The 21,825-nt window shown below is 61.7% G+C and carries 22 protein-coding genes; 11 read left to right on the top strand and 11 right to left on the bottom strand.

What is annotated here, in order from left to right:
- The first annotated feature begins 57 nt into the window (after positions 1 to 57).
- The 7 genes from PGX04_RS01295 to PGX04_RS01325 all read left to right on the top strand — a co-directional run bounded on the left by PGX04_RS01295 (position 58) and on the right by PGX04_RS01325 (position 6,430).
- Positions 58 to 927, top strand: coding sequence for a branched-chain amino acid ABC transporter permease (locus tag PGX04_RS01295; protein ID WP_273736859.1), 870 nt, complete (start codon positions 58 to 60; stop codon positions 925 to 927).
- Complete coding sequence (locus tag PGX04_RS01300; protein WP_273736860.1) at positions 928 to 2,007, top strand: branched-chain amino acid ABC transporter permease; 1,080 nt, start codon at positions 928 to 930, stop codon at positions 2,005 to 2,007. It abuts the gene before it with no gap.
- A 2-nt stretch (positions 2,008 to 2,009) separates the two neighbouring features.
- The gene (locus PGX04_RS01305; protein ID WP_273736861.1) at positions 2,010 to 2,825 is read left to right on the top strand and encodes an ABC transporter ATP-binding protein; all 816 of its coding nucleotides are present in this window, start codon (positions 2,010 to 2,012) and stop codon (positions 2,823 to 2,825) included.
- Positions 2,818 to 3,549, top strand: coding sequence for an ABC transporter ATP-binding protein (locus PGX04_RS01310; RefSeq protein WP_273736862.1), 732 nt, complete (start codon positions 2,818 to 2,820; stop codon positions 3,547 to 3,549). Before PGX04_RS01305 ends, PGX04_RS01310 begins: the two co-directional genes overlap by 8 nt.
- 151 nt (positions 3,550 to 3,700) lie before the next feature.
- Positions 3,701 to 4,510, top strand: a complete 810-nt coding sequence (locus PGX04_RS01315; RefSeq protein WP_273736863.1) for an enoyl-CoA hydratase/isomerase family protein — start codon at positions 3,701 to 3,703, stop codon at positions 4,508 to 4,510.
- 620 nt (positions 4,511 to 5,130) lie between these two features.
- Positions 5,131 to 5,907 (top strand): enoyl-CoA hydratase/isomerase family protein, encoded by a 777-nt coding sequence (locus PGX04_RS01320; RefSeq protein WP_273736864.1) that lies wholly within the window; start codon positions 5,131 to 5,133, stop codon positions 5,905 to 5,907.
- Positions 5,908 to 6,025: 118 nt separating this feature from the next.
- Positions 6,026 to 6,430 carry a universal stress protein gene (locus tag PGX04_RS01325; RefSeq protein WP_273736865.1) on the top strand — a complete coding sequence of 135 codons (405 nt, stop codon included), beginning with the start codon at positions 6,026 to 6,028 and terminating at the stop codon, positions 6,428 to 6,430.
- Between the two features lie 5 nt (positions 6,431 to 6,435).
- On the opposite strand, the gene PGX04_RS01330 is transcribed toward PGX04_RS01325, so the two are convergent.
- The 7 genes from PGX04_RS01330 to PGX04_RS01360 form a co-directional block, all read right to left on the bottom strand.
- Positions 6,436 to 6,807 (bottom strand): GNAT family N-acetyltransferase, encoded by a 372-nt coding sequence (locus PGX04_RS01330; protein ID WP_273736971.1) that lies wholly within the window; start codon positions 6,805 to 6,807, stop codon positions 6,436 to 6,438.
- A complete protein-coding gene (locus PGX04_RS01335) occupies positions 6,762 to 7,037 on the bottom strand; it encodes a hypothetical protein (protein ID WP_273736974.1) in 276 nt (91 codons plus the stop codon). The genes PGX04_RS01330 and PGX04_RS01335 overlap by 46 nt, the downstream gene beginning before the upstream one ends.
- A 120-nt stretch (positions 7,038 to 7,157) precedes the next feature.
- Positions 7,158 to 8,270: an NAD(P)-dependent alcohol dehydrogenase gene (locus PGX04_RS01340; protein WP_273736866.1), complete on the bottom strand. Its 1,113-nt coding sequence runs from the start codon at positions 8,268 to 8,270 to the stop codon at positions 7,158 to 7,160.
- Between the two features lie 136 nt (positions 8,271 to 8,406).
- Complete coding sequence (locus tag PGX04_RS01345) at positions 8,407 to 8,613, bottom strand: hypothetical protein (protein WP_273736867.1); 207 nt, start codon at positions 8,611 to 8,613, stop codon at positions 8,407 to 8,409.
- On the bottom strand, positions 8,597 to 9,478 hold the full coding sequence (locus tag PGX04_RS01350) for a 3-hydroxyacyl-CoA dehydrogenase family protein (protein ID WP_273736868.1): 882 nt from the start codon (positions 9,476 to 9,478) through the stop codon (positions 8,597 to 8,599). Before PGX04_RS01350 ends, PGX04_RS01345 begins: the two co-directional genes overlap by 17 nt.
- A 155-nt stretch (positions 9,479 to 9,633) precedes the next feature.
- Positions 9,634 to 10,029, bottom strand: coding sequence for a DUF7344 domain-containing protein (locus PGX04_RS01355; RefSeq protein WP_273736869.1), 396 nt, complete (start codon positions 10,027 to 10,029; stop codon positions 9,634 to 9,636).
- 196 nt (positions 10,030 to 10,225) lie between these two features.
- Positions 10,226 to 10,396 (bottom strand): hypothetical protein, encoded by a 171-nt coding sequence (locus PGX04_RS01360; protein WP_273736975.1) that lies wholly within the window; start codon positions 10,394 to 10,396, stop codon positions 10,226 to 10,228.
- A gap of 616 nt (positions 10,397 to 11,012) precedes the next feature.
- Here PGX04_RS01360 and PGX04_RS01365 point away from each other — a divergent pair.
- Positions 11,013 to 12,464 (top strand): aldehyde dehydrogenase family protein, encoded by a 1,452-nt coding sequence (locus PGX04_RS01365; RefSeq protein WP_273736870.1) that lies wholly within the window; start codon positions 11,013 to 11,015, stop codon positions 12,462 to 12,464.
- 82 nt (positions 12,465 to 12,546) lie between these two features.
- Positions 12,547 to 13,701 carry an acyl-CoA dehydrogenase family protein gene (locus PGX04_RS01370; RefSeq protein ID WP_273736871.1) on the top strand — a complete coding sequence of 385 codons (1,155 nt, stop codon included), beginning with the start codon at positions 12,547 to 12,549 and terminating at the stop codon, positions 13,699 to 13,701.
- 1,056 nt (positions 13,702 to 14,757) lie between these two features.
- Here the strand turns inward: PGX04_RS01370 and PGX04_RS01375 are convergent.
- The 4 genes from PGX04_RS01375 to PGX04_RS01390 all read right to left on the bottom strand — a co-directional run bounded on the left by PGX04_RS01375 (position 14,758) and on the right by PGX04_RS01390 (position 19,064).
- Positions 14,758 to 15,237, bottom strand: coding sequence for a Zn-ribbon domain-containing OB-fold protein (locus PGX04_RS01375; RefSeq protein WP_273736872.1), 480 nt, complete (start codon positions 15,235 to 15,237; stop codon positions 14,758 to 14,760).
- Positions 15,234 to 16,424: a thiolase C-terminal domain-containing protein gene (locus PGX04_RS01380; protein WP_273736873.1), complete on the bottom strand. Its 1,191-nt coding sequence runs from the start codon at positions 16,422 to 16,424 to the stop codon at positions 15,234 to 15,236. The genes PGX04_RS01375 and PGX04_RS01380 overlap by 4 nt, the downstream gene beginning before the upstream one ends.
- A gap of 2 nt (positions 16,425 to 16,426) precedes the next feature.
- Positions 16,427 to 18,370, bottom strand: coding sequence for a 3-hydroxyacyl-CoA dehydrogenase/enoyl-CoA hydratase family protein (locus tag PGX04_RS01385; RefSeq protein ID WP_273736972.1), 1,944 nt, complete (start codon positions 18,368 to 18,370; stop codon positions 16,427 to 16,429).
- Between the two features lie 241 nt (positions 18,371 to 18,611).
- Positions 18,612 to 19,064 carry a MaoC family dehydratase gene (locus PGX04_RS01390; RefSeq protein WP_273736874.1) on the bottom strand — a complete coding sequence of 151 codons (453 nt, stop codon included), beginning with the start codon at positions 19,062 to 19,064 and terminating at the stop codon, positions 18,612 to 18,614.
- A gap of 534 nt (positions 19,065 to 19,598) precedes the next feature.
- Here PGX04_RS01390 and PGX04_RS01395 point away from each other — a divergent pair.
- The gene (locus PGX04_RS01395) at positions 19,599 to 21,191 is read left to right on the top strand and encodes a long-chain-fatty-acid--CoA ligase (protein WP_273736875.1); all 1,593 of its coding nucleotides are present in this window, start codon (positions 19,599 to 19,601) and stop codon (positions 21,189 to 21,191) included.
- Between the two features lie 129 nt (positions 21,192 to 21,320).
- The gene (locus tag PGX04_RS01400; protein WP_273736876.1) at positions 21,321 to 21,800 is read left to right on the top strand and encodes a VOC family protein; all 480 of its coding nucleotides are present in this window, start codon (positions 21,321 to 21,323) and stop codon (positions 21,798 to 21,800) included.
- The last annotated feature ends 25 nt before the right edge of the window (positions 21,801 to 21,825 follow it).

Genomic DNA, 21,825 nt, shown 5'->3' on the forward strand with positions numbered 1-21,825 from the left:
TCGTCCGAACGGAACGGCAGAGCCGAGCCGAGAAACAGAACGAGGAACGGACACACCATGGTTGAGACGATCGTTCGAGCGACGCTGCTGGGGATCCAGTCCGGCATGACGCTCGCGCTGATCGCCGCGGGACTGACGCTGATCTTCGGGATGCTCGACGTCATCAACTTCGCTCACGGCGCGCTCTATATGCTCGGGGCGTATTTCGGGGCCGTTATCGGTGCGGCGTTCGGCAGCTTCTGGCTCGCCCTGTTGCTCGCACCGTTGCTCGTCGGTGTCGTCGGGATCGCGATTGAGGTCTTGTCGCTTCGACCACTCTACGGCCGCAACCCCCTCTATCACATCCTGCTGACCTTCGGGTTCGCGATCATGATACAGGGCGCGGTCGTGGAGATCTGGGGCGGACAGGCCAAACAGATCGCTAGACCGGCACTACTCACCGGGACGGTGGACCTCGGATTACTCAACTACCCGATTTACCGGCTGTTCGTCCTCGCCGTGAGCACGCTCTTGATCGCGACCGTGTGGCTCGCGATCGACCGGAGCAATCTCGGTATCCTCATGCGAGCCAGCGCGCACGATACGGAGATGGTGAACGCGCTCGGGATTGACGTCTCGAAGGTGTTCACCGGCGTCTTCGTGTTCGGTGCAGTGTTGGCCGGGGTCGCCGGAGTGCTACTCGGTGCGACGCGCTCGGTCGACCCCGGCATGGGGATGGGCGTGATTATCGAGGCGTTCGTTATCGTCGTCATCGGCGGTCTGGGGAGCTTCCGCGGTGCAGTCTATACCGCGCTCCTGATCGGCCTCGTCACCGCTTACGGGGCGCTGATCGCGCCGACGCTCACTGAACTGTTCCTCTTCGGACTGATGGCAGTGGTACTGATGATCAAACCGAACGGCCTATTCGGCGCGACGGAGGCAGCATAAATGCAGCCAGTACTCGACTTCATCCGAGACCGGACGCCCTCACGGACCGGCAACCAGATCCTGTCCAGAAGCGGTCGGCTCGTCCTGGTGCTGGCCGTCGGCGTGCTCGCCCTGCTGGGACCGGTCGTCCAGTCGATCCAGCCGTTCTGGATCAATCTACTGGTCCGAATGCTGGTCTTCGCCCTCCTGGCGCTCAGTCTCGACTTCATCTTCGGCTACGCGGGACTCCTGTCGTTCGGCCACGCCGCGATGTACGGTGCCGGCGGATACGTCGCCGCGATACTGACCACGGAGGTGACCACGAGCGCACTCGTCGTGTTGCCAGTCGCGGTCATTACCGGCGTAATTACGGCCGCGCTGATCGGCTGGCTCAGCGTTCGAGCCCGTGGGATCTACTTCGCCATGCTGACGCTGGCGTTCGCACAGATGATGTACGTCATCGCGTTCACGGACCTCCCGGCGATGATCGTCGACGTGGAGACAGTCACCGGCGGCGACAACGGCCTCTACGGGATTCAGCTGTACGAACTGTTCGGGATTGATTTCCGAGACCGGCTCAATTACTACTATCTCACGCTCGGGATGGTCGCACTTTCGCTGGCCGGGTTGGTTCGCCTCGCGAACTCCCCATTCGGACGCGTCCTTCAGGGGATCCGCGAGAACGAGGAGCGAGTCAAGTTCATCGGGTACGACGTCCAGCGATACAAAGTCATCGCGTTCTCGATCAGCGGCGGATTCGCCGGCCTCGCCGGCGGACTGTACGTTCCGTTCCAGAGCGTCGCCAACCCCGAAATGCTCCATTGGACGGTCAGCGGTGAACTCGTCGTCATGGTGTTGCTCGGCGGCATGGGAACGTTCTGGGGTCCGATGCTCGGGGCCGGACTCATCGTTTTCCTTGAGGACCGACTCGGCGGCGTTGCGAGCTGGGAGGTCATCCTCGGCGGTCTGTTCGTCGCCGTCGTCATCTTCGCCCCGCGCGGACTCGCCGGGATGATCATCGCCGTGCGGAACGATCCTCGCGCCGCGCTCGAGAACGCGAAGAAGGCGCTCAAAAACTACGTCGAAAAGGTGAGAGGCTAACAATGAGCAAAAACGCAGACGAACTCGAGAATACGGCTGTGGCTCAAGAGACCCCGTCGAGTGACGTGATCCTTCGAACCGAAGGCCTGACGAAAAAGTTCGGTCCGCTGACCGCGACCGACAACATCTCACTCGATATCCTGGCTGACGGGATCACTTCGATCATCGGTCCGAACGGGGCCGGCAAGACGACGCTGTTCAACCTGTTCACCGGGAAATACGAGCCCACCGACGGGCAGATCCTCTTTCGAGGCCAGTCGATCGGGGGCAACGAACCGTACGAAATCGTTCGACAGGGAATCGTTCGGTCGTACCAGATCACGAACTTCTTCAGCGAGCTTACGACGATCGAAAACGTCCGGCTCGCATCACAGGCGCGCTATACCGGCTTCAGACCGTCGGACTTCCTCAGACATCACGAGTCGCTCGAGGAACCGATCGCCGATGCAAGGCGCGTTCTCGAACGGGTTCACCTGGCCGATGCCAGCCACGAACCCGCGTCGAGCCTCTCGTACGGCCAGCGACGGCACCTCGAGATCGCGATCGCACTCGCGGCGGAGCCGGACCTCCTGTTGATGGACGAGCCGACGGCCGGGATGAGTCCCGAGGAAACGCGGGAGACGGTCGAGTTGATCGAAGACATCGCGACGGACACGTCGGTTGTTATCATCGAGCACGACATGGAAATCGTCATGGGGATCTCTGATCAGATCGCGGTGTTGAACGAAGGATCGGTGCTCGCACAGGGCGAGCCGGCGGAGATCAAACGGGATGAACGCGTTCAGCGGGCCTACCTGCAGGGTGGTGGCCATGACTGATCGGCGAGCAGCGGATCGACTGCTCACGGTCGATTCGATCAACACCCACTACGGGGAGAGCCACATCCTCTTCGATCTCTCGCTCGCCGTCGATAGCGACGAAATCGTCGCGTTAGTCGGGCGAAACGGCGCCGGGAAGACGACGACGCTTCGCAGTATCATGGGCCTGACGCCGGCCACGGACGGAACGATCACGAAGAACGGCGATCCGATCCACGACCTTGACCCACACGAAATTCGGAAACGGGGACTCTCGTGGATTCCCGAGGAACGGCGCGTGTTCGGGAGTCTGACCGTCGAAGAGAACCTCCGACTGGCGGCTCACAGCGGAGCGGGCGATCAGTCGGACACGTTCGAAGAGATCTACGAACAGTTCCCGCGCCTCGACGAACGGCGAACGCAGAAAGCGGGGACGATGAGCGGCGGCGAACAACAGATGCTCGCGATCGCTCGCGCGCTCTTGGGACCCGAAACGGACCTGCTCCTGCTGGACGAACCGAGCGAGGGGCTGGCCCCGCAAATCGTCGACGACGTCGTCGATATCATTCGGGAACTGAACGAGAGCGGCGTCACGATCCTCCTCGTCGAACAGAACGCCGAAATGGCGCTCGAGCTGGCGGATCGGGCGTACATCCTCGAGACCGGCGAGATCGTCCACGAATCGGCCGCCGCGGACCTACTCGACGACCGCGAAACGATGGAGGGGTATCTCGGCGTAAAATGAGTTCCACACGTGTCAGTCTGTCGCGGACCGCGACGCGAAGCAGGAGGCCAGCGAACGACCAGAGACGACCCGAACGCCTAACTGGACGGAAGTACCACCTTCGGATGTCTATGTGGTACGTGAGCGTTCACACCGACGGAGGCGAGACGACGTGGACGTAGAGACCGAACGGATCCACGATCAGGTTCGCGTCGAGTTCCTCACCGACGAGTCCGTCGCCAGACTCGTGATGGAAAGGGGTGACGACGCCATGAATGTCTTTCAGCCGGCGGGAGTCGAAGCGATGGCGACCGCGGTGGAATCACTCGCGAAAGAGGTCAACTCCCTCGTCCTGTACGGCGAACCGATCTTCTCCGCGGGCGCGGATCTCAGCTCGGTCAAGCAGATGCCACAGGAGATGCGCTCGGCGAAGATCGACACCATCGCCGCCGCGTCGAACCGGTTCATTCGGTCGGTCAGGAGCGCGCCGATCCCGGTTCTTTCTGCGGTTACCGGTGTCGCAGCCGGCGGTGGACTCGGGTTCGCGCTCGCGTCAGATCTGATCAGCATGCACGAGGACGCGGAGTTCGATACCGCGTATGCCCGGATCGGGCTCACGCCGGACAACGCGACGCCGTTTTTCCTCGTGCGGACGGTCGGTCCGTACCGGGCCAGGGAGTTGCTGTTCGATCCCGAACCGATCTCCGCGAGGGAGGCGGTCGACCTCGGACTGGCGAACGATCGATACGAGGGCACGGAATCGGCGTTCCTCGAGGCCGTGACCGAAGACGCGATACGGTACGCAAACGGGCCGACCGAAACGTACGCGCAGACGAAAGGACTCCTCGATACCGCCTTCGAGGGAGGACTCGACGATCACCTCGAGGAGGAACGGTCGACGATCAAGCGAATGAGCGATTCCGATACGTTCGACGAGGGTATCTCGGCGTTTTTCGAGAAGCGCCAACCGGAGTGGAAGTAGCGACCGGGACGGCAGCGTCGGACGGACGAGCGAGACGACGACGGCGGAGCCGTTCGTTCGGTATCGTTCGACGTCGGAATTAGCAGTCGAGTCCGATACGTTGACCGCTGAACGGTGATTTCGTCGCCAGGTTTCGAAAACGACGGTCGAGAGCGGATCGCCCGCCTCGGGTGATCTGGGAATCGTTGCGGCAGGGTGCGTGAGGTCGCAGAGCGCCGCGCGTGGCAGAGACCATCGTGCGATGCTGCGACCGTCCGTCGGAGCTGATCGGGACGAGCGGAGTGAACGATCGATCCCTCGTGAGGTGGTGGTCGGCTCCGAACGAGTCGGACGTCTCACCCTCACTGCAGAGCGACCGATGCCCAGGGTGAGTGATATGGCTGAGCGCCGGGCCGGTCGCGGGATGGAGTATCGTCTTGTCACTGGCAGGTCAACTACCGCTCTGGGGGTCGATCTCACCGATGCGAGTGATCGCGTTTCCCTGCCGACTGATCCTTCCCCGTAGACGATAATAAATCCTACTAAACCCACTAACAGTTCCCGAATTTAGGGGGATGCTACGGAAGTCAACGGTCCCACAGTGAGAAAGAACCAAGATACTTCCCGCCGTTCCCCCGCTCATGACGTTCGAAACGCTCGAGGTTTCCGTCGACGACGGCATCGCGACTGTTCGAATCAATAACGATCCCGTCAACGCGATCGATCAGCAGATGCGCCACGAACTCGCCGACGCGGTCGACATCCTCCGCGAGGATCGGGTCCGCGTCGGGCTCGTTACCGGACGCCCCGACGTGTTCTCGGTCGGTGCCGATGTCGGCCTCTTCGAAGAGGCCCAGGAGTGGACCACCGACGAGTTCCGTTCGAACTCGCGGATCCTGGGCGGCGCGTTCGATGCGATCGAAACCATGGAGAAGCCGATGCTGGCCGCCATCGACGGCACGTGCGTCGGCGGCGGCCTCGAACTCGCGCTGGCCTGTGACGTTCGGATCGCGAGCCCCGACGCGACGCTCGGCTTCCCGGAGCACAACATCGGTCTCATTCCCGGATTGGGGGGCTGTTCCCGGTTCGTCCACCTCGTCGGTCCCGGGACGGCGAAGGACCTCATCTTCAGCGGCGAACTCGTCACCGGCGAGCGCGGCCGCGAGATCGGTCTCGTCGAGCGCGTCGAGGACGATCCGGAGGCCGCCGCTCGAGCGTACGCCGAGGATCTCCTCGAGCAACCCCCGCAGGCGCTGGGCCTCGCGAAGCGCGTCGTCAACGCCGCCCGCGATACCGACACGCAGACCGCGGGGCTGCTGGAATCACTCGCCCAGAGTACGCTCCTCGAGACGAACGATCACCGGGAAGGGATCGAGGCCTTCCGCGAGAACCGCGATCCGGAGTTCACCGGCGAGTAGCGTCGACCGCTTCGGATCGCTCGACCGACGCGTCGCGTCGGCGACCCCGGATTCGATTCTGCCGACACGCTGAGAAGAACCATCGGACTATTCACGGTTCGAATGCTAACTGGTCGCTATGACCGAGATACTGCTCGCAATCGACGACGAGCGTCGCGTGGAACGACAGATCCAAACGGTCCTGGAGCTACCGATCGAGACCGATATCGTCTCCGTGACGGTGCTGCACGTCTTCTCGGACGATCCGACCGGCGCATCGATTTCGCAACTCCAGACGGCGCGGATCGCCGAAGAGCGACTCGAGGCCGCGGGGATCGATGTCGATTTGGCCGAGCGGAGCGGCGATCCGTCGCGGGAAATACTCGCGTCTGCCGAGGAGATCGACGCGGATACGATCTGTCTGGCCGGCCGGAAACGATCGCCGACGGGGAAAGCGCTGTTCGGCAGCATCACGCAGGACGTGATTCTGAGCACGGATCTACCGGTTCTCATCGCCGGCAGGCCGAACACGGACGGATCGTAACGGCGTCAGTCGCGTTCGGCGGGCCGCCGGAGCCGCTCGACGAGCGAGTGCTCGAGGTCGAGTTCCATCTCGAGTTCGGAGAGCTTCCGCTTCGCGACGTCGAAGCCGCCGTTCTGGTAGACAGTGCTCGCTCGCTTGTTCCCCTTCGAGACCTCCAGCGTGAGCCCGCTGTGATCCCGATCGGCCGCGTACGCGATGAGCTGCTTGATCAGTTCGGTCCCGACCCCGTCGTTCTGATACGCCTGGTGGACGGAGATCAGGAACTCCGGTGCGCTCGCGTCGGCGGGGATGACTGCGACGTGGCCGATCACCCGATCGCCGTCGAGGGCGATCAGGTTCCACCTGTTCGTGCACAGCCGCTCGAGCCAGTCGTCGATCTGCGGGACCGTCGCCGGCGTAGCCCCATCGGTCGACTGTACTGATCCAGATCGCCGTACATCGAGACGAGTGCGTCCCGATCGTCGGACTCGTACGGCCGGACCAGCAGCGGCGCGCCGTCTTTCCCCTCGAACCGCGGACACCGCGGGAGACAGTAGGGCGTGCCCTCACACTCCGAGTTGTCCCAGACGGTACAGGCGGTCCCCGCCGAATCGGAACGAGTCCTCATCCGTATTCGTTACTGCAGCAGACTCATAACGGTCTCCGCGAACATGTTTCGTTGGCGGCCGATAACCGTCGTCGCGGGGACTTCGTCGAAACGGGACGATCGTTGATCGTCTCCGCCGATTCAGACGTCGCTCATTCGGAGAACGGGTTTGATCGTCTCTCCGTTCTCTGAGTCCTCGACCGCCTGTTCGATCTCCTCGAAATCGTAGTACGTGACGAGCTCGTCGAAGGGGAAGTCCCCCTGTCGATACAGTTCGATGAGGTCCGGGATGAATCGCTGCGGATCGGCATCGCCTTCGACGATTCCGGTGATAGTGCGTCCGTTCAAGATGAGGTTGTTAACGTCGTAGCTGGCCTCGGTACCGAGTGCCGGGGCGCCGATGACACCGAGCGTCCCCCGCTGGGTAAGGGATTCGGTCGCCTGCTCGGCGACGGCCGGCACGCCGGTCGTCTCCAACGCGTACTCGACGCCGCCACCGGTACGCTCGCGGACCGTTTCGACCACGTCGTCGACGTCATCGGGATTTATCGTCGCGGTAGCGCCGAGTTCCCGCGCCTTCTCCAGCCGATTCTCCTTGAGATCGACGGAGAGGATCTCGGTACATCCCTTGACGTCGGCGGCCATAACGGCCGAAAGGCCGACGGAGCCCGCGCCAAAGGCGGCGATCGACGAGCCCGCCTGCGGGTCTAACGAGTTGATCACGCCGCCGGCACCGGTCTGGATGCCACATCCCAGCGGGCCGAGCAACTCCAGCGGAACGTCGTCGGCGACGGGGACGACGTTCCGTTCGGTCGCGATCGAGTGCGTGGCGAACGAGGACTGACCGAAGAACCGGCCGCTGATCCGGTCCCCATCCTGGGAGATTGGGGACGTCTCGTCTGTCGGTCGAGCGCCGCTGAAGTTGTGCTCGAAGAACGACTCACAGAACGCGGGATGGCCGTCCCGACAACTCGGGCAGGTGTCGTCGTAGTCGAAACTCATGACGACGTGGTCGCCAGGCTCGACGCTCGTCACGTTCGATCCGACCGCCTCGACGACGCCGGAACCCTCGTGTCCGAGTGCTGCCGGAAGCGGCGTCGGATACAGCTGGTCTCGAACGATCATATCCGTGTGACAAACCCCGGATCCGACGACGCGGACGAGCACTTCGTCTTCCTGTGGTTCCTCGAGAGTCACGTCTTCTATTTCGAACGACCCGCCCTCTTCGCGTATCACTGCAGCTTGAATATCCATTAGCTAACGCCCGAATGAGGACTCTCCGAGGGAGCAGTTATACCTTTTGGTATAGTGTAGCATACACATGCCAGAGCGGTTCCCGATTTGATTGGGCGACCGCTGACGAACACCGGGACTCGGCGGGGTCGTTCCTCTAGGCGTGACGAACGCGGATCCACCTCGTCTCGGTGGGGCTGCGGTTCCCCGGCGGAGCCATCGGCACCCGTCGCGCCTTCGAGTCGGTGCGAACGACGGATCGCTGCCGGTTTGGGGTGAGCGGCGCGTACTGCGGCCGATCGACGACGTCGGCCTCGATCGATAGCGGATCGAGTTCGGTCCCGAGACTACTCGCTCCAGTCACCGCTCGTGCCGACGCGTTCGCCGTCCTCCCAGACGTAGTAGCCCTCGCCGGTCTTCTTGCCGAGTTTGCCCGCGCGGACCTTCCGGCGCAGCGACTGCGGCGGCTTGAACCGCTCGCCGAGTTCCTCGCGGAGGTGTTCGGCGATGTGTAGGCGGACGTCGAGTCCAACGTGGTCGGTCAGTTCGATCGGCCCCATCGGGTGGCCGTACCCGATCTCCATCCCCTCGTCGATGTCGGCCGGGCTAGCGACGCCCTGCTCGACCATCCGGATCGCCTCGAGACCCAGCGCCAGTCCGAGTCGCGAGGTGGCGAAGCCGGCCGTGTCGCGGACGACGACGTCCTCCTTCTCGATACCCTGCACGTAGTCGACGGCGAACGCTTCCGTGCGCTCGTCGGTCTGCTCGGCGATCACGATCTCGACCAGATCCATGATGTGGGGCGGGTTGAAGAAGTGCAGTCCGACGGCGCGTTCGGGGCGCTCGAGGGCGCTGGCCATCTCGGTCACCGACAGCGAGGAGGTGTTCGAGGCGATGACGGTGTCCTCGCCGGTCGCGTCCTCAACGTCCGCGAAGACCGTCTGTTTGAGGTCCATGTCCTCGGGCACCGCCTCGACGACCAGATCGGCGTTCGCGACGGCGTCCCCGAGGTCGGTCGCCCCCTCGATGCGCTCGAGGGTCGTCTCCATCTCCTCTTCCGTGAGTTTGTCCCGGTCGACCCCGCCCTGCAAGTTGTTCCGAATGCCCTCGAGACCGTCCTCGACGAGGTCCTCCTCGATGTCCCGCAGGACGACCTCGTGGCCCGCCATTGCCGATACTTGTGCGATTCCGTGGCCCATGCTCCCGGCTCCGAGTACTGTGACCTGCATACACGGGACGACTCGAGGACTGATCAAAAGTGTTTGTATCGACGCCCCTCGAGTACCGGTCCGCCGGTTCGTCGGTGTTCGCTAGCGGGAAGTCTCGGACCGGAACTGTCGCACCAATGAACCGATCGCGTGCGCTCCCCGAGGGAGTGCGAGAGTTACTCGTCCACCGGACGGTCACAACGGAGTCGCTCGAGCAGTTCCTCGAGGCAGCCGTCACGCCGATATCGGATCCCCCTCGACCGAACGTCGTACTCGACGATCCCCGCTTCGGCTAACTTCGGCAGGTGAACGTGGGAGAGCGCGATCTCGATCCGGTCGCGGTCCGGCCGGTCACCCGTTCGGTTGCGTTCCCGGTCGACAAGATGCGTCGTCACATCGCCGACTGACGAGGTCTCGTCGGCGGCGTCGACGAAGTACTGTAGGATCCCCCGCCGGTAGGGATGGGCCAGCAGTTCGGGCCTCGCACCCGTCGAGAGCGCATTCTCGAGGTCAGTCGTCTCACACTGTCCGTCCGCCGTGCTTTCGTCGCTATCGAAGTCGTTGTCATTCATTGGTGTTCTCTTCCCGAGCCTGGTTCAGCCTTCGCGCTCGTTCGGCATCGGTTTCGGTTGTCACGCCGCTATTCGAACGGGAGAACGTCGCAGCGATCGAATGCTCCACCGTTCGAACGGCTATGCGTTCAGCGCGAGTCGCGTATCGTGAAAGTGTGCTGTCACATATAAAATTGCTGGTTCGGCGGGACATACCTTACAGGACGAACGGGAAGGTGTGAGCGAAATCTTCAGCTGGCGTGAACGAGTCGATTTGCTGCCCCTCTGTGACAGTGGGCACCGTCAGCACTCGCCTCGCGAGGAGGTCCGTGATCCACTCTCCCGCACGCTGGCCGAACTTCGTCATCGACGCGCCGATGACCGCCACGCGATCTGTCGACGCAGTGGGGGACGCGTCCTCACTGGCAGATATATCGTCCTCCGTCCGGGAACGTAGTCGTTTCCGGCGAGCGACGAGAGGAGCGGGAACAGCGCGAGTTTGGACGTCCCCAGTAGTCGCCGGAGTTCGGACGCCGTCGACGCGTTCGTCCGGCGAAGGGAGAGGGAGACGAGTTTGGCCCGTGGCGATTCGAGATCGGTCGGTATCACGAACTGCTGTACGCTCGTGGACGGCATCCATTGTGTATGTCAACAATTCCATATATGAATGTAACTGGACCTCCTGTGAACACTGGACAAGGAGCGGTCGAAGCGACAGCGGGGTGCGGTTGATCGGAGAAAGCGAACGCTGACGGAAAACGAGCCGCAATCGATCCGTCTCGGTTACGTCACCGCTCCTCGGCGTCTTCGTCACCGAACAGCCGCTTCAGCATGTAGGCGCCGCTGCCGTCGGTATCGGAACGCCCGTCGTGCGACCGAGCGCGACGATCGCGACGGCTAGGCGCCGTCCCGCTACGGGAAACTTATAGACGACCCTCGACAGTCGCCTCTAATGTGGCCGGTATCAAACACTTTTTACCGGTACGTCGAGAAAACGCAGTTGCATGAGTTACACCGGTCCGACAGACCTGTATATCGACGGCGAATGGACTGCCGCCACGAACGGCGAAACGTTCGCGACCGAAGATCCGGCGACAGAAGATGTCTATGCAGAAGTCGCGGAAGCGACGGAGGAGGACATCGATCGTGCAGTCGACGCGGCATCCGAGGCGGTCAAGCGCGATAGCGACTGGCGATCGCTCGATCCACGAGAACGAGGCTCGTCTCTCGACGCCATGGCGGACGCGATCGAGGAACGGAAAGACGAGATCGTTCGCGTCGAATCCCGCGACAACGGGAAGACGCCGTTCGAGGCGACCATCGACGTGGACATGGTCATCGACACGTTCCGCTACTACGCCGGCTGGACCGACAAAATCGAGGGCGATGAAGTGCCGGTTCCCGGAGACAGGTTAAACTACACCGTCCGTGAACCGGTCGGCGTCACCGGACACATCATCCCCTGGAACTATCCGTTCCAGCTCGCCGGACGGAGCCTCGCGCCGGCGCTGGCCTGCGGGAACACGGCGGTTCTCAAGCCCTCGAGTACGACGCCACTCTCGGCGCTGTATTACGCGATCGCCGCCAAAGAGGCGGGACTTCCCGACGGCGTGGTGAACGTCGTGCCAGGTCGCGGAAGCACTGCCGGAAACAGGCTCGCTGAACATCCCGATGTCGATCACGTCGCGTTCACCGGAAGTACGGGCGTCGGCAAGGGCGTCATGGAACGAGCGTCGCAGAACGTTACCGGCGTCACGCTCGAGCTCGGCGGGAAGGGACCGAACATCGTCTTCCCGGACGCCGACCTCGACGCCGCGGCCGCCGGCTGCCACTACGGCATCTTCATGAACGCCGGCCAGATGTGCTGGGCGGGGTCGCGACTGCTCGTCCACGAGTCGGTCCACGACGAGGTCGTCGATCGAGTCGTCGAACGAGCCGAATCGATACCGCTCGGAAGCGGTATCGACGACGACGGCCAGATGGGACCGACGGTCAGCGAGAGCCAGCAGCAGGAGGTCCTCGACTACATCGAGACCGGCAAAGTCGAAGGCGCGACCGTTGCGACCGGCGGGGACGTTCCCGCTGACAAGGACGGTGGCTACTACGTCGAGCCGACCGTCTTCACCGACGTGACGAACGACATGACGATCGCACAGGAGGAGATCTTCGGCCCCGTCCTGTCAGTTATCGAGTTCTCCGATCGGGAGGAAGCGATCGAGATCGCAAACGACTCGCCGTACGGTCTCATGGCGGGAATCTGGACGGCCGACCTGAAGACGGCCCACACGACCGCCGAGTACCTCGACTACGGGATGGTCAGCATCAACGAGTTCCCCGTGACTCAGCCCCAGACGCCCTTCGGCGGCTTCAAACAAAGCGGCCACGGCCGCGAGCAGGGCACCGAAGCGCTCCACGAGTACACGCAGACGAAAAACGTCAACGTCAATCTCGAGTAGCGACGGACGGCCGATGGCGGCGGGCGAGAGTTGTTCCCGCTCGAGAACTTTTATAGTGGTGTATCCCGGTTGTAGTACTGTAATGAGCCTCATCGAGAACGCGCTTACCGACGAGCACCGCGAGTTTCGCGACCGAGCGGCGACGTTCGCGGAGGAAGTCGTCGAACCGGAAGCCGACCGAATCGAACGAGAAGACGAGTTTCCGCGAGCGGTAATCGAAGCGGCGGGCGAACGGGGACTGTTGGGGATTTTGCTTCCCGAGGAGTACGGCGGCGAGGGATCGGACTTCGTCTCTTACTGTCTGGCGGTCGAACGGATTGCACAGGCGAGCGGTGCCGTCGCCGAGACGATACAGGGACACACGTTCGCGGCGCTTCCCATCGCCAACTTCGGGACGACCGCACAGAAAGAGGAGTACCTCGAGTCGATGGCCAGCGGCGATACCGTCGGTGCGATGCTACTGACGGAACCCGACGCCGGGAGTTCGCCGACCGAACTGTCGACGGTCGCCGAGGCCGACGAGGACGGGTACGCCCTCAGCGGTGAGAAGGCGTTCGGGACGAACGCCGGCGTCGCGGACGTCCACCTCGTCGTCGCTCGCAAGCGACCCGCGCCCGAGGGCGGGCACGGTGTGAGCGTCTTCGTGACCCCCGGTGCCGACGAACGAGAGGGATTCACGTTCGATCGAACCGAGTTCATGGGAATGAAGGGGCACGTAACGGGCGACTCCACGCTCGAGAACGTCGGCGTCGACGAATCGTCACTGCTCGGCGAGGTCGGTCAGGGGTTCCGAATCGCGATGGGAACGATCGATATGGCTCGGACGGGTCTGGGAGCGATCGGGATCGGGATCGCCACCGCCGCGTTCGAGGAGGCAGTCGACTATGCCGGGGATCGCGAACAGGGCGGCCAGCCGGTCGGAGAATACCAAGCGGTCCAGGTGCTGATCGCCGACATGGATGCGCAACTCGACGCCGCGCGTCACCTCGTCTACGATTCCGCGACGGCGATCGCCGACGGAAACGGCAGTACGCGACAATCGAGCAAGGCGAAGTACGTAGCGAGCGATGCGGCCGAGTTCGTGACCCGAAACGCGATTCAGGTCCATGGCGGAAAGGGGTACCGAACCGATCTTCCCCTCGAACGATACTATCGCGACGCGAAAATTCTGAGTATCATCGGCGGGACGACGGAGATCCAGAAGACAACTGCCGCGAGCGAAGCCTTGGGATTGTAGCGGTACTCTGACCCGGGCCGTTTGAGTTCGATTTCGGTCCGTAAATCGAGTGTAGTGTGCCGAGAACAGCTCATCCCGTCCGGTTCTGGCTGCGGTGCGTTTCGATAGCGGTCCGGAGATTTTTGTATCGGACGATCGACCGCCTTCTTCGAGAGAACGCACAGTCGCTCTTCGAGTTATGAACCACCGTATACGGAGTCAGTATACGATGACAAGCCGTCGGCGAGAAGACTGCCCAAAGGATCGCCCTGACCAGTGTCCTTCGCGTTCACGCTCCGGTAGAACGACTATAGTAACAACTGCAACTATTTACACGCTGATCGCACAGCTGTCGTGCGATTAGGTGTGCATTGACTTGCAGCGGCTACTATAGCTTTCCGCGAGCGGCATAGACGGGGACCGTCTCCGAAACAGCGATTGTTTACAGACGTACAAGTGTAATTCAGATCGGCTCGAGTTAGTCGCGTGTGAACAGTACTCGCGCAAATACTAGATCGAGGTGATTCCGCTAGTAGCCACTGAAACGAATTACACGCTCATCGTATCGCTGTCACGCGATCAGGTGTACAGTGACTTCAGTGGCTGCTAGAGTTGGTCCCATCGGACTGTTACTCATCAGGGGCCTGTTTAGCGTCATAACCGTCGCCTCCGATGGGCTGCGCATGGCCGGTTCCTCCACGCTTCGTCACCTTTTTTCAGCTACTGACCCCCTGTTGATAGATTGGCGTTCATACTGTGTATACATAAACCGTAAACGAAACAGGGTCTGCAGTACTCCCTACCGTACGTGGTCATCCCCTTCTGGAGACTGCGAAGCCGGTGGCGTCAATAGTATTGGAAGTGTCTGTTTCATATCATGAGTGTGGTATACATGCCGCACCGTTGTCTCTACCACAGTTCATTTATAATCTGAAAGACGGTTACATGATTAAATACGAGAATGGTTCGGCGGACGGGAGCGCAAAACCCAGTCACCGGAACGATCAGACAACACCGGATTTCTATCTCTCCTTTGCTGATGGAATCCAGTGCGAAACGAACGAGTCGATTAACCGATCAGACCGGTTCGAACCGATAGAAGACCCGGTCTTGATCGATCGTGTCATCAATCTCGACGATCTTCAGTCGAACCGTATCGCCGATCGAGAGGTCGTCGTAGCCGGCATCATCGATCCGCGCTGAGAGGAGTACGTCACCGAGGTCGACCGTTCCGGCGACGAACGGCGTGTCTTCGTTCATCCCGATCGCAGCAGTCCCCCGGACTTCGGTGAACGAGTACACCTCTCCCGTATGGGGCAGTGAGATGTACTCGAGACCGTCCGATAGACACTCCGGACAGACGATTCGCGGCGGGAAGTGGGTCGACTTGCACTCTTCGCAACGAGTCGTCGTGAACTCTCCCGCACGGAGGTTATCGTAGAACTCGTGGATCTGAGTGTGTTCTGAGTCCTGTAGCTCGTAGAAATCGAGCAACCGCGGAAGTTCGATCTCCTCCGGAATCGATACCGTTTCACGTGGTGGGTCGTCGTTTGTCATTGTGGATCCCTCGCAAGCGTCATGACGCTGTGCACCGAACCGCTGCCACTGAGGTTGTGGATAAGTCCCGTCTCCGGGCTGTCAGGAACTGCCCGCGCGTCGGGAACGTCACCGGCGAACTGTCGATAGATCTCGAGCGCTTGGTTGACGCCCGTCGCCCCGAGCGGGTGGCCGCAGCCGAGCAGGCCGCCTCGCGGGTTCACGGCGACGTCGCCGTCGAGTTGGCTCCGGCCGTCCTCGACGAACTGGCCACCTTTGCCTTCCTCGGCGAAGCCGAGCTGTTCGTACTCGATGATCTCGCTGATCGAGAAGCAGTCGTGGACTTCCGCGACGTCTATCTCGTCCAGGGGGTCCTCGATACCGGCCTGATCATAGGCCTTCCGTGACGCTTCCCCGGCCTGTGGCCACGTCGTCAGCGAGGGAAGGTTGTTGATGGAGTTGCTGCTCAGACACGACTGTCCACTCCCGGTGATATATGCGGCCGTATCGGTGAGTTCGCGGGCCTTCTCATCGCTGACTAACAGGAGGCCGGTCGCGCCGTCAGTGATTCCACTGCAGTCGAGCAGGTTGAGTGGCGGAGCGATCGGATACGAGTCGAGAACGTCGTCCACGTCGACTTTCTGCTGATATTGCGCGAAGTCGGTTTCGGCGGCGTGGCGCTTGTTCTTCGCGCTCACCATCGCGAGTTGCTCGCGCGTCGTCCCGTGTTCGTGCATGTGGCGCTGTGCGAACTGCGCGAAGTGGGACGGCCCGTTCAACCCGTTGACACCGTCGAACTCTCGATCGAGGACGTTGGTCATGTTCGACTGCATCTCCGGCATGTACTCCGTCCCGAGATTCATTTTCTCGACGCCGATGACGAGCGCGATGTCGAGCTGGCCGGCGGCGATTGCCAGCCACGCGTATCGGAGTGCGGCCTGGCCGCTCGCACAGGCCAGCTCCGTCCGCGAGATCATGCTCGCGTCGATACCGAGCAGCTCCGCGACGACCGGGGCAACGTGGCTCTGGAAGGCGAAGCGTTCCGGTTGGACGGCACCGACGAACAGTCCCTCGACATCCCCCGGCGCGAGATCCGGGACGTCGTCGAACGTCGCTTTTCCCGCCTCCTGAGCGAGATCCTTCCACGTCGCGTCCCGTTCTCCCCACTCGCTGGTTCCTCCGCCGACGATTGCGGCATTTCGTGTCATCGTTATTCGAACTCCGGATCTCGATCCCGTTGGAACGCCTGGACACCTTCGACCATATCGTCAGTAGTCATTAGAAGACCAAAGCCTTGACTCTCCATGGCGATGCCGGCGTCGAGCGAGACGTCCTGGCCCTCGTTGATAACTCTCTTGGCGACCTTTAACGCCGTCTTCGGACCGTTGGCGATTCCGTCGACGAACTCCGACACGGTCGCTTCGAACTCGTCTTCGGGGACGGCACGGTTGATGATCCCCCAGTCGGCCGCCTTCTCGGCGGAGATCTGGTTCCCGGCAAAGACGAGTTCCTTCGTGCGCGGCGCACCGACGATCCTGACGAGTCGCTGGGTGCCGCCGGCGCCAGGGATGAGCCCGAGATCGATCTCCGGACTCCCGAAGCGCGACCCCTCGGTCGCGATCCGGATGTCCGTCGCGAGCGCGAGTTCGAACCCGCCACCGAGACAGAAGCCGTCGATCTTCGCGATGGTCGGGCGTTCGAAGTTGTACACGGTTTCGATCGACTCCTCGACGTCCATCATCTCGGTTGGCTCCTGCGTCAGGAATCCGGTGACGTCGGCCCCGGCCGAGAAGGCGCGGTCCCCCGCCCCGGAGAAGACGACACAGGAAACCTCGTCCGTATTCGCCTCGGTCAGCGCACGCTCGACCTCGGTGAACATCTCCTCGGAGAACGCGTTCAACCGCTCGGTGCGGTCGAACTCGATCTCGAGGACGCCGTCGTCGGTGAGTTCGATCTCGAGGAACTGGTAGGGCCACTCGCCGGTGTAGTCGTAAAAGCCCTCGCCGGCGTCTTCGCCCGTCCGACCGTCGTCGACGAGTTCGACGAGGTACGGATGGGGTTCGTAGCGGTCCTCGCCGTACTCCTCGTGGAGCGACTCGAGTTTCTCGAGGACGGTATCGAGGCCGATCTTGTCGGCGGTGCGGCACGTCCCGATCGGGAACCGACCGCCCAGACGCATTCCGAGGTCGATATCTGCCGGCGTCGCGACGGCCTCACCGACGAGACGGGCCGCCTCATTGATCATCCTGGCCTCGACGCGAAGCGTGTCGAATCCCTCACTGTCGTCCGGCTCGTACGTGATGCCGGGACCGTCCTCGTAGTCGTAGAACCCTGTCCCGGACTTCCGCCCGAGCTCGTCCGCTTCGGTCTTTTCGACGATCGGCGGCGGTGCTTCGTACTCGGAGTCCTCGCGGAAGTGATAGCTGATGTCGATTCCGGTGTAGTCCGCGAGCTCGAACGGACCCATGGGGTACCCGCGCTGGTACACCATCGCGGCGTCGGCCTGTTCGATCGTCGTCTCACCCTCCTCGAGCATCCACGCCGCCTCTTCCATGAACGGGACGAGGACGTTGTTGACGGCGAACCCGTGGATATCCTTTTTGACGTCGATCGGCGTCTTGTCGATCGATTCGACGTACTCGTGGACGCGTTCGACTGTTTCCTCGCTCGTCCGTTCCCCGTGGACGACCTCGACGAGGTCCATCCGGAGTGGCGGATTGAAATAGTGGGTGCCGATGACTTGTTCAGGGTGATCGGTCGCCGTCGCCATTTCGGTGATAGACAGTCCGGAGGTGTTCGATGCGAGGATCGCATCGTCCGAGGTGTACTGATCGACTTCCTCGAACGTGTCCTTTTTGATCTCCATTACTTCGGGCACGGCCTCCACAACGAGATCTGCGTCTTCGACGGCCGTCTTGAGGTCGGTCGTCCCCTCGACTCGAGCGAGGACCTCGTCGGCGGATTCGTCGATCTGTCCCTTTTCCGCGAGCTTGTTTAGGCTCCACTCGATATTGCCGATCCCGTCCTCGACGAGTTCCTCCTCGAGGTCGCGAACCGTTACGCTGTAGCCAGCTATCGCTGCAACCTCCGCGATACCGTGTCCCATGCTTCCGGCACCGAGCACGGCTACGGTTTCGATGTCTCCAGTCGTCATGTTCAGATAGAAGAGGAACATGCATCCTTGTAGTAGCATCGGTATTCAGGCCGTCAGGTCAGCGAAAAGAGCGGAGCGCTCACGGAGTTATTCTATCGGCCGTTCTGGATGGAGGGCTCGCCGAGAGCGGCCGACGATCCGTTACGGTGACTGACAACCGACGAAATGGTCGTAGACGGGACTCGCGAACGGGCGGCCACTTGCAGGGAATGCCAAACTGTACCCGTGTATCAGGACCGGATCAGTCGGCGTTGCGACGGAGAATGATATTCGTTCCGGTCCAAGTGAGCACCTCGTCACCGTCCTGATTGTACGCGCGGGTCTGATTGCGCGCGTAGCCCCGGTCGTCGCGGCTTCCCGACGGTCGCGTTTCGAGGATTTCGTTCTCGACGATCAGGGTGTCGCCGGCGTACACGGGTGTCAACCAGGAAAGTTCGTCCAGCCCCGGCGAACCGATACTCGCCGCCTTGCCGAGGAATTCGTCGACGAGCAGTCGCATACAGACGCTCGCAGTGTACCAGCCGCTGGCGATTATCTCGCCGAACACGGACGCTTCCGCGGCCGCCTCGTCGACGTGTATCGGTTGGGGGTCGTATCGCTCGGAGAACGCGATCATCTCGTCTTTCGGAACCGTGTAGCTACCGAGGTCTCTGACGGTCCCGTCCTCGATGTCTTCGAAGTAGATGTACGACATCACGTGAACGCTCGAGGTCGGAAAGGATAAAACGACCAGATTCTGTCGCCCACTGCGGTTACCGGCCTCCTCACACCGGCGTCGGGCAGTCGCACCCGAAGTTCGTCACGCGCCGACCGAGTGATCGGATCGCCATCGGAGAACAGCACGAACACCGGCTTCTCCCACGACAGGAGTCGCTCGCGCGCCGTTCGTAGTGAGTTACTCCGCCGTGGCTCGGCCGAGGTCACTGCCGCCGGCGACGATACACAGCTTTCCGTCGAGGCGGACACTCATCCGTCCGTTCGGTGCCTTCACAGCCCCATAAAACGGGCGAATCCGATGAGACAGATCGAAAATCACGAGGCAACGTTCCGAGTCATAGCGTCAACTGCAGTACGTGTGGTGAGTAACGGAGATATCTCATCGGTACGAGAACACGGAGCGCTGCGAGAGCGCCACGTTACTGCTGTGAAGACCGAAAAATTGAAATGCGCCGTGTATGATGTTACTACATATCACGCTGTGGCGGCGTGTTGACACCCGAGTTTACCCATGAAACAGCCACTACTCACCACGGATTTCCTGGACCGCGCTGTCAACCTGTACGGCGACGATATCGGTATCGTCGCCAACGATGGAACGGAATTTACGTACAACGAAGTCGGCGAACGGATCGACCGACTATCGAACGCGCTCCGCGAACGGGGGATCGAGAAGGGGGACCGAGTCGCACTGCTGTCGAAGAACTCGCACTATTTCATCGAAACGCTGTACGCGACGATGCAGTTGGGTGCGCTGTTCGTCCCGCTGAACTTTCGGCTCCAGCCCGAGGAGTACGACTATCTCGTCGATGACTGCGATCCGACAGTGTTCATTACGGACGCCGAACATGCTGGCAATGTCACCCACCTGCGAGGGGATAACGACGTCACCGAGTGGATCGCGTACGATGCCGAAAACGCCGACGGAGACTGGGAGGACTACGAGCGAGTCCTCGAGGCGGCGTCGGCCGAGTCGCCGGACCGCCCCGACATCTCGGAGGACGACGAGGCGACGATTCTCTACACGTCCGGTACCACGGGCGATCCGAAGGGCGTCGTTCACACACACCGAAGCCAGCACTACCACTCAATGATCCACTCCCATCACGTGGAACTCGAGGACGACGACGTGCTGTTGTGGACGTCGCCGATGTTCCACATCAACGGCTGGGGACACATCTACGGTCTCACCGGTATCGGCGGGAAACACGTCATCGTTCGCGACTTCGATCCCGCGACCGTCTTCGAGCGCATCGACGAGTACGATATCTCGTTCATGGGCGGTGCGCCGACGGTGCTCAACATGCTCTTGGAGCACCACGAAAACCACGACGTACCGACCAGCGGCGAGAACCCGATTCGCGTCGAAACCGCGGCCAGCCCGCCGCCGAAGCAAACGATCCGGCGGACCGAAGACGAACTCGGCTGGCGAATCATTCACGCGTACGGTGCCACGGAGACGGGACCGCTCATCACGACGAGCAATTCGCGACGCCGGATTCAGGACGGCGACAAGTACGATATCATCAACAAACCCGGATTCGAGACGCTGAACACGGAGGTCCGCGTCGTCGATGAGGACGGGAACGACGTTTCGTTAGACGGCGAAACCAAAGGCGAAGTGATCACGCGAGGGAACCAAGTGCTCGACCGCTACTGGAATAAGCCGAAACAGACCGATGAAGTGTTCAACGATCGCGTTGAGGGGTGGTTCCACACTGGCGACATCGCGACGATGGACGAGAACAAGATGATAACCATCGTCGATCGGAAGAAGGATATCATCATCTCGGGCGGTGAAAACATCTCGTCCATCGAAGTGCAGGACGTGATCTACGATCATCCGGACATCAAAGTCGCGGCGATTATCGGTGTTCCACACGAGAAGTGGGGCGAGACACCCAGAGCCATCGTGGTCACGGACGAGGGGTCGGAGCTCACCGAGGAGGAACTCATCGAATTCACGCGCGAACGGCTCGCTCACTACAAGTGCCCGACGAGTGTGGAGTTCCGTGACGACCTCCCGCAGACGTCGACGGGTAAAATTCAGAAGTTCGAACTTCGCGACGAGTACTGGGGCGACGGCGAAGACGGAGTCAACTGACGTACCGGTCGTGTGGCCGGCGGTCTCTACGAGTCGTTCGGTTTTCTCGGCTCGCACCCGATCCGGTTGTAACGGGAATTGCTCGGATCCGGTAGCTATTTCATCCAGACGATCCCACTCAGTAGTGGCATGTCATCGCACGACAGTTCGATCCGCGTCGATCACATCGGAATCGCCGTCGAGTCCGTGAGCGACGCCGAACCGCTGCTCTTCGCGCTCGGTTGTGACAAGATCACTGACGACGTCGTCGACGATCGATTCCGATGGGTATACTACTCCCTCGGGGATGCGTCGCGAATCGAGCTCATCGAACCCGTCTCCGAGGAGTCGTTCCTGACGGCGTATCTCGACGAACACGGCCCCGGGCTTCACCACGTGACCCTCGAGGTAGCGGATATCGATGCGGTCATCGAGACGCTAGAAGCCACCGATTTCCCCGTCGTCGACTACCAGGAGTACGACGAGTGGACGGAGGCGTTCGTTTCCCCGCGGACGCCGGCCGGCACGCTGTTCCAACTGATGGAGTATTCCGACCACTATCCCGAGAGTCAGGGGTTACCGCCGGAGTCGTTATACGTGGGTGGTCACCGGGTAGACGAGAACGAGTAAGGCGGAACGGTGTCTCGAGTTCCGG

The organism is Natrinema soli (assembly GCF_028618695.1).

Bases quoted from the DNA above. Each gene is read 5' to 3' on its own strand.
- PGX04_RS01295 (WP_273736859.1), top strand. From the start codon at position 58: ATGGTTGAGACGATCGTTCGAGCGACGCTGCTGGGGATCCAGTCCGGC.
- PGX04_RS01300 (WP_273736860.1), top strand. From the start codon at position 928: ATGCAGCCAGTACTCGACTTCATCCGAGACCGGACGCCCTCACGGACC.
- PGX04_RS01305 (WP_273736861.1), top strand. From the start codon at position 2,010: ATGAGCAAAAACGCAGACGAACTCGAGAATACGGCTGTGGCTCAAGAG.
- PGX04_RS01310 (WP_273736862.1), top strand. From the start codon at position 2,818: ATGACTGATCGGCGAGCAGCGGATCGACTGCTCACGGTCGATTCGATC.
- PGX04_RS01320 (WP_273736864.1), top strand. From the start codon at position 5,131: ATGACGTTCGAAACGCTCGAGGTTTCCGTCGACGACGGCATCGCGACT.
- PGX04_RS01325 (WP_273736865.1), top strand. From the start codon at position 6,026: ATGACCGAGATACTGCTCGCAATCGACGACGAGCGTCGCGTGGAACGA.
- PGX04_RS01335 (WP_273736974.1), bottom strand. From the start codon at position 7,037: ATGAGGACTCGTTCCGATTCGGCGGGGACCGCCTGTACCGTCTGGGAC.
- PGX04_RS01340 (WP_273736866.1), bottom strand. From the start codon at position 8,270: ATGGATATTCAAGCTGCAGTGATACGCGAAGAGGGCGGGTCGTTCGAA.
- PGX04_RS01350 (WP_273736868.1), bottom strand. From the start codon at position 9,478: ATGCAGGTCACAGTACTCGGAGCCGGGAGCATGGGCCACGGAATCGCA.
- PGX04_RS01355 (WP_273736869.1), bottom strand. From the start codon at position 10,029: ATGAATGACAACGACTTCGATAGCGACGAAAGCACGGCGGACGGACAG.
- PGX04_RS01365 (WP_273736870.1), top strand. From the start codon at position 11,013: ATGAGTTACACCGGTCCGACAGACCTGTATATCGACGGCGAATGGACT.
- PGX04_RS01370 (WP_273736871.1), top strand. From the start codon at position 12,547: ATGAGCCTCATCGAGAACGCGCTTACCGACGAGCACCGCGAGTTTCGC.
- PGX04_RS01375 (WP_273736872.1), bottom strand. From the start codon at position 15,237: ATGACAAACGACGACCCACCACGTGAAACGGTATCGATTCCGGAGGAG.
- PGX04_RS01380 (WP_273736873.1), bottom strand. From the start codon at position 16,424: ATGACACGAAATGCCGCAATCGTCGGCGGAGGAACCAGCGAGTGGGGA.
- PGX04_RS01385 (WP_273736972.1), bottom strand. From the start codon at position 18,370: ATGACGACTGGAGACATCGAAACCGTAGCCGTGCTCGGTGCCGGAAGC.
- PGX04_RS01390 (WP_273736874.1), bottom strand. From the start codon at position 19,064: ATGTCGTACATCTACTTCGAAGACATCGAGGACGGGACCGTCAGAGAC.
- PGX04_RS01395 (WP_273736875.1), top strand. From the start codon at position 19,599: ATGAAACAGCCACTACTCACCACGGATTTCCTGGACCGCGCTGTCAAC.
- PGX04_RS01400 (WP_273736876.1), top strand. From the start codon at position 21,321: ATGTCATCGCACGACAGTTCGATCCGCGTCGATCACATCGGAATCGCC.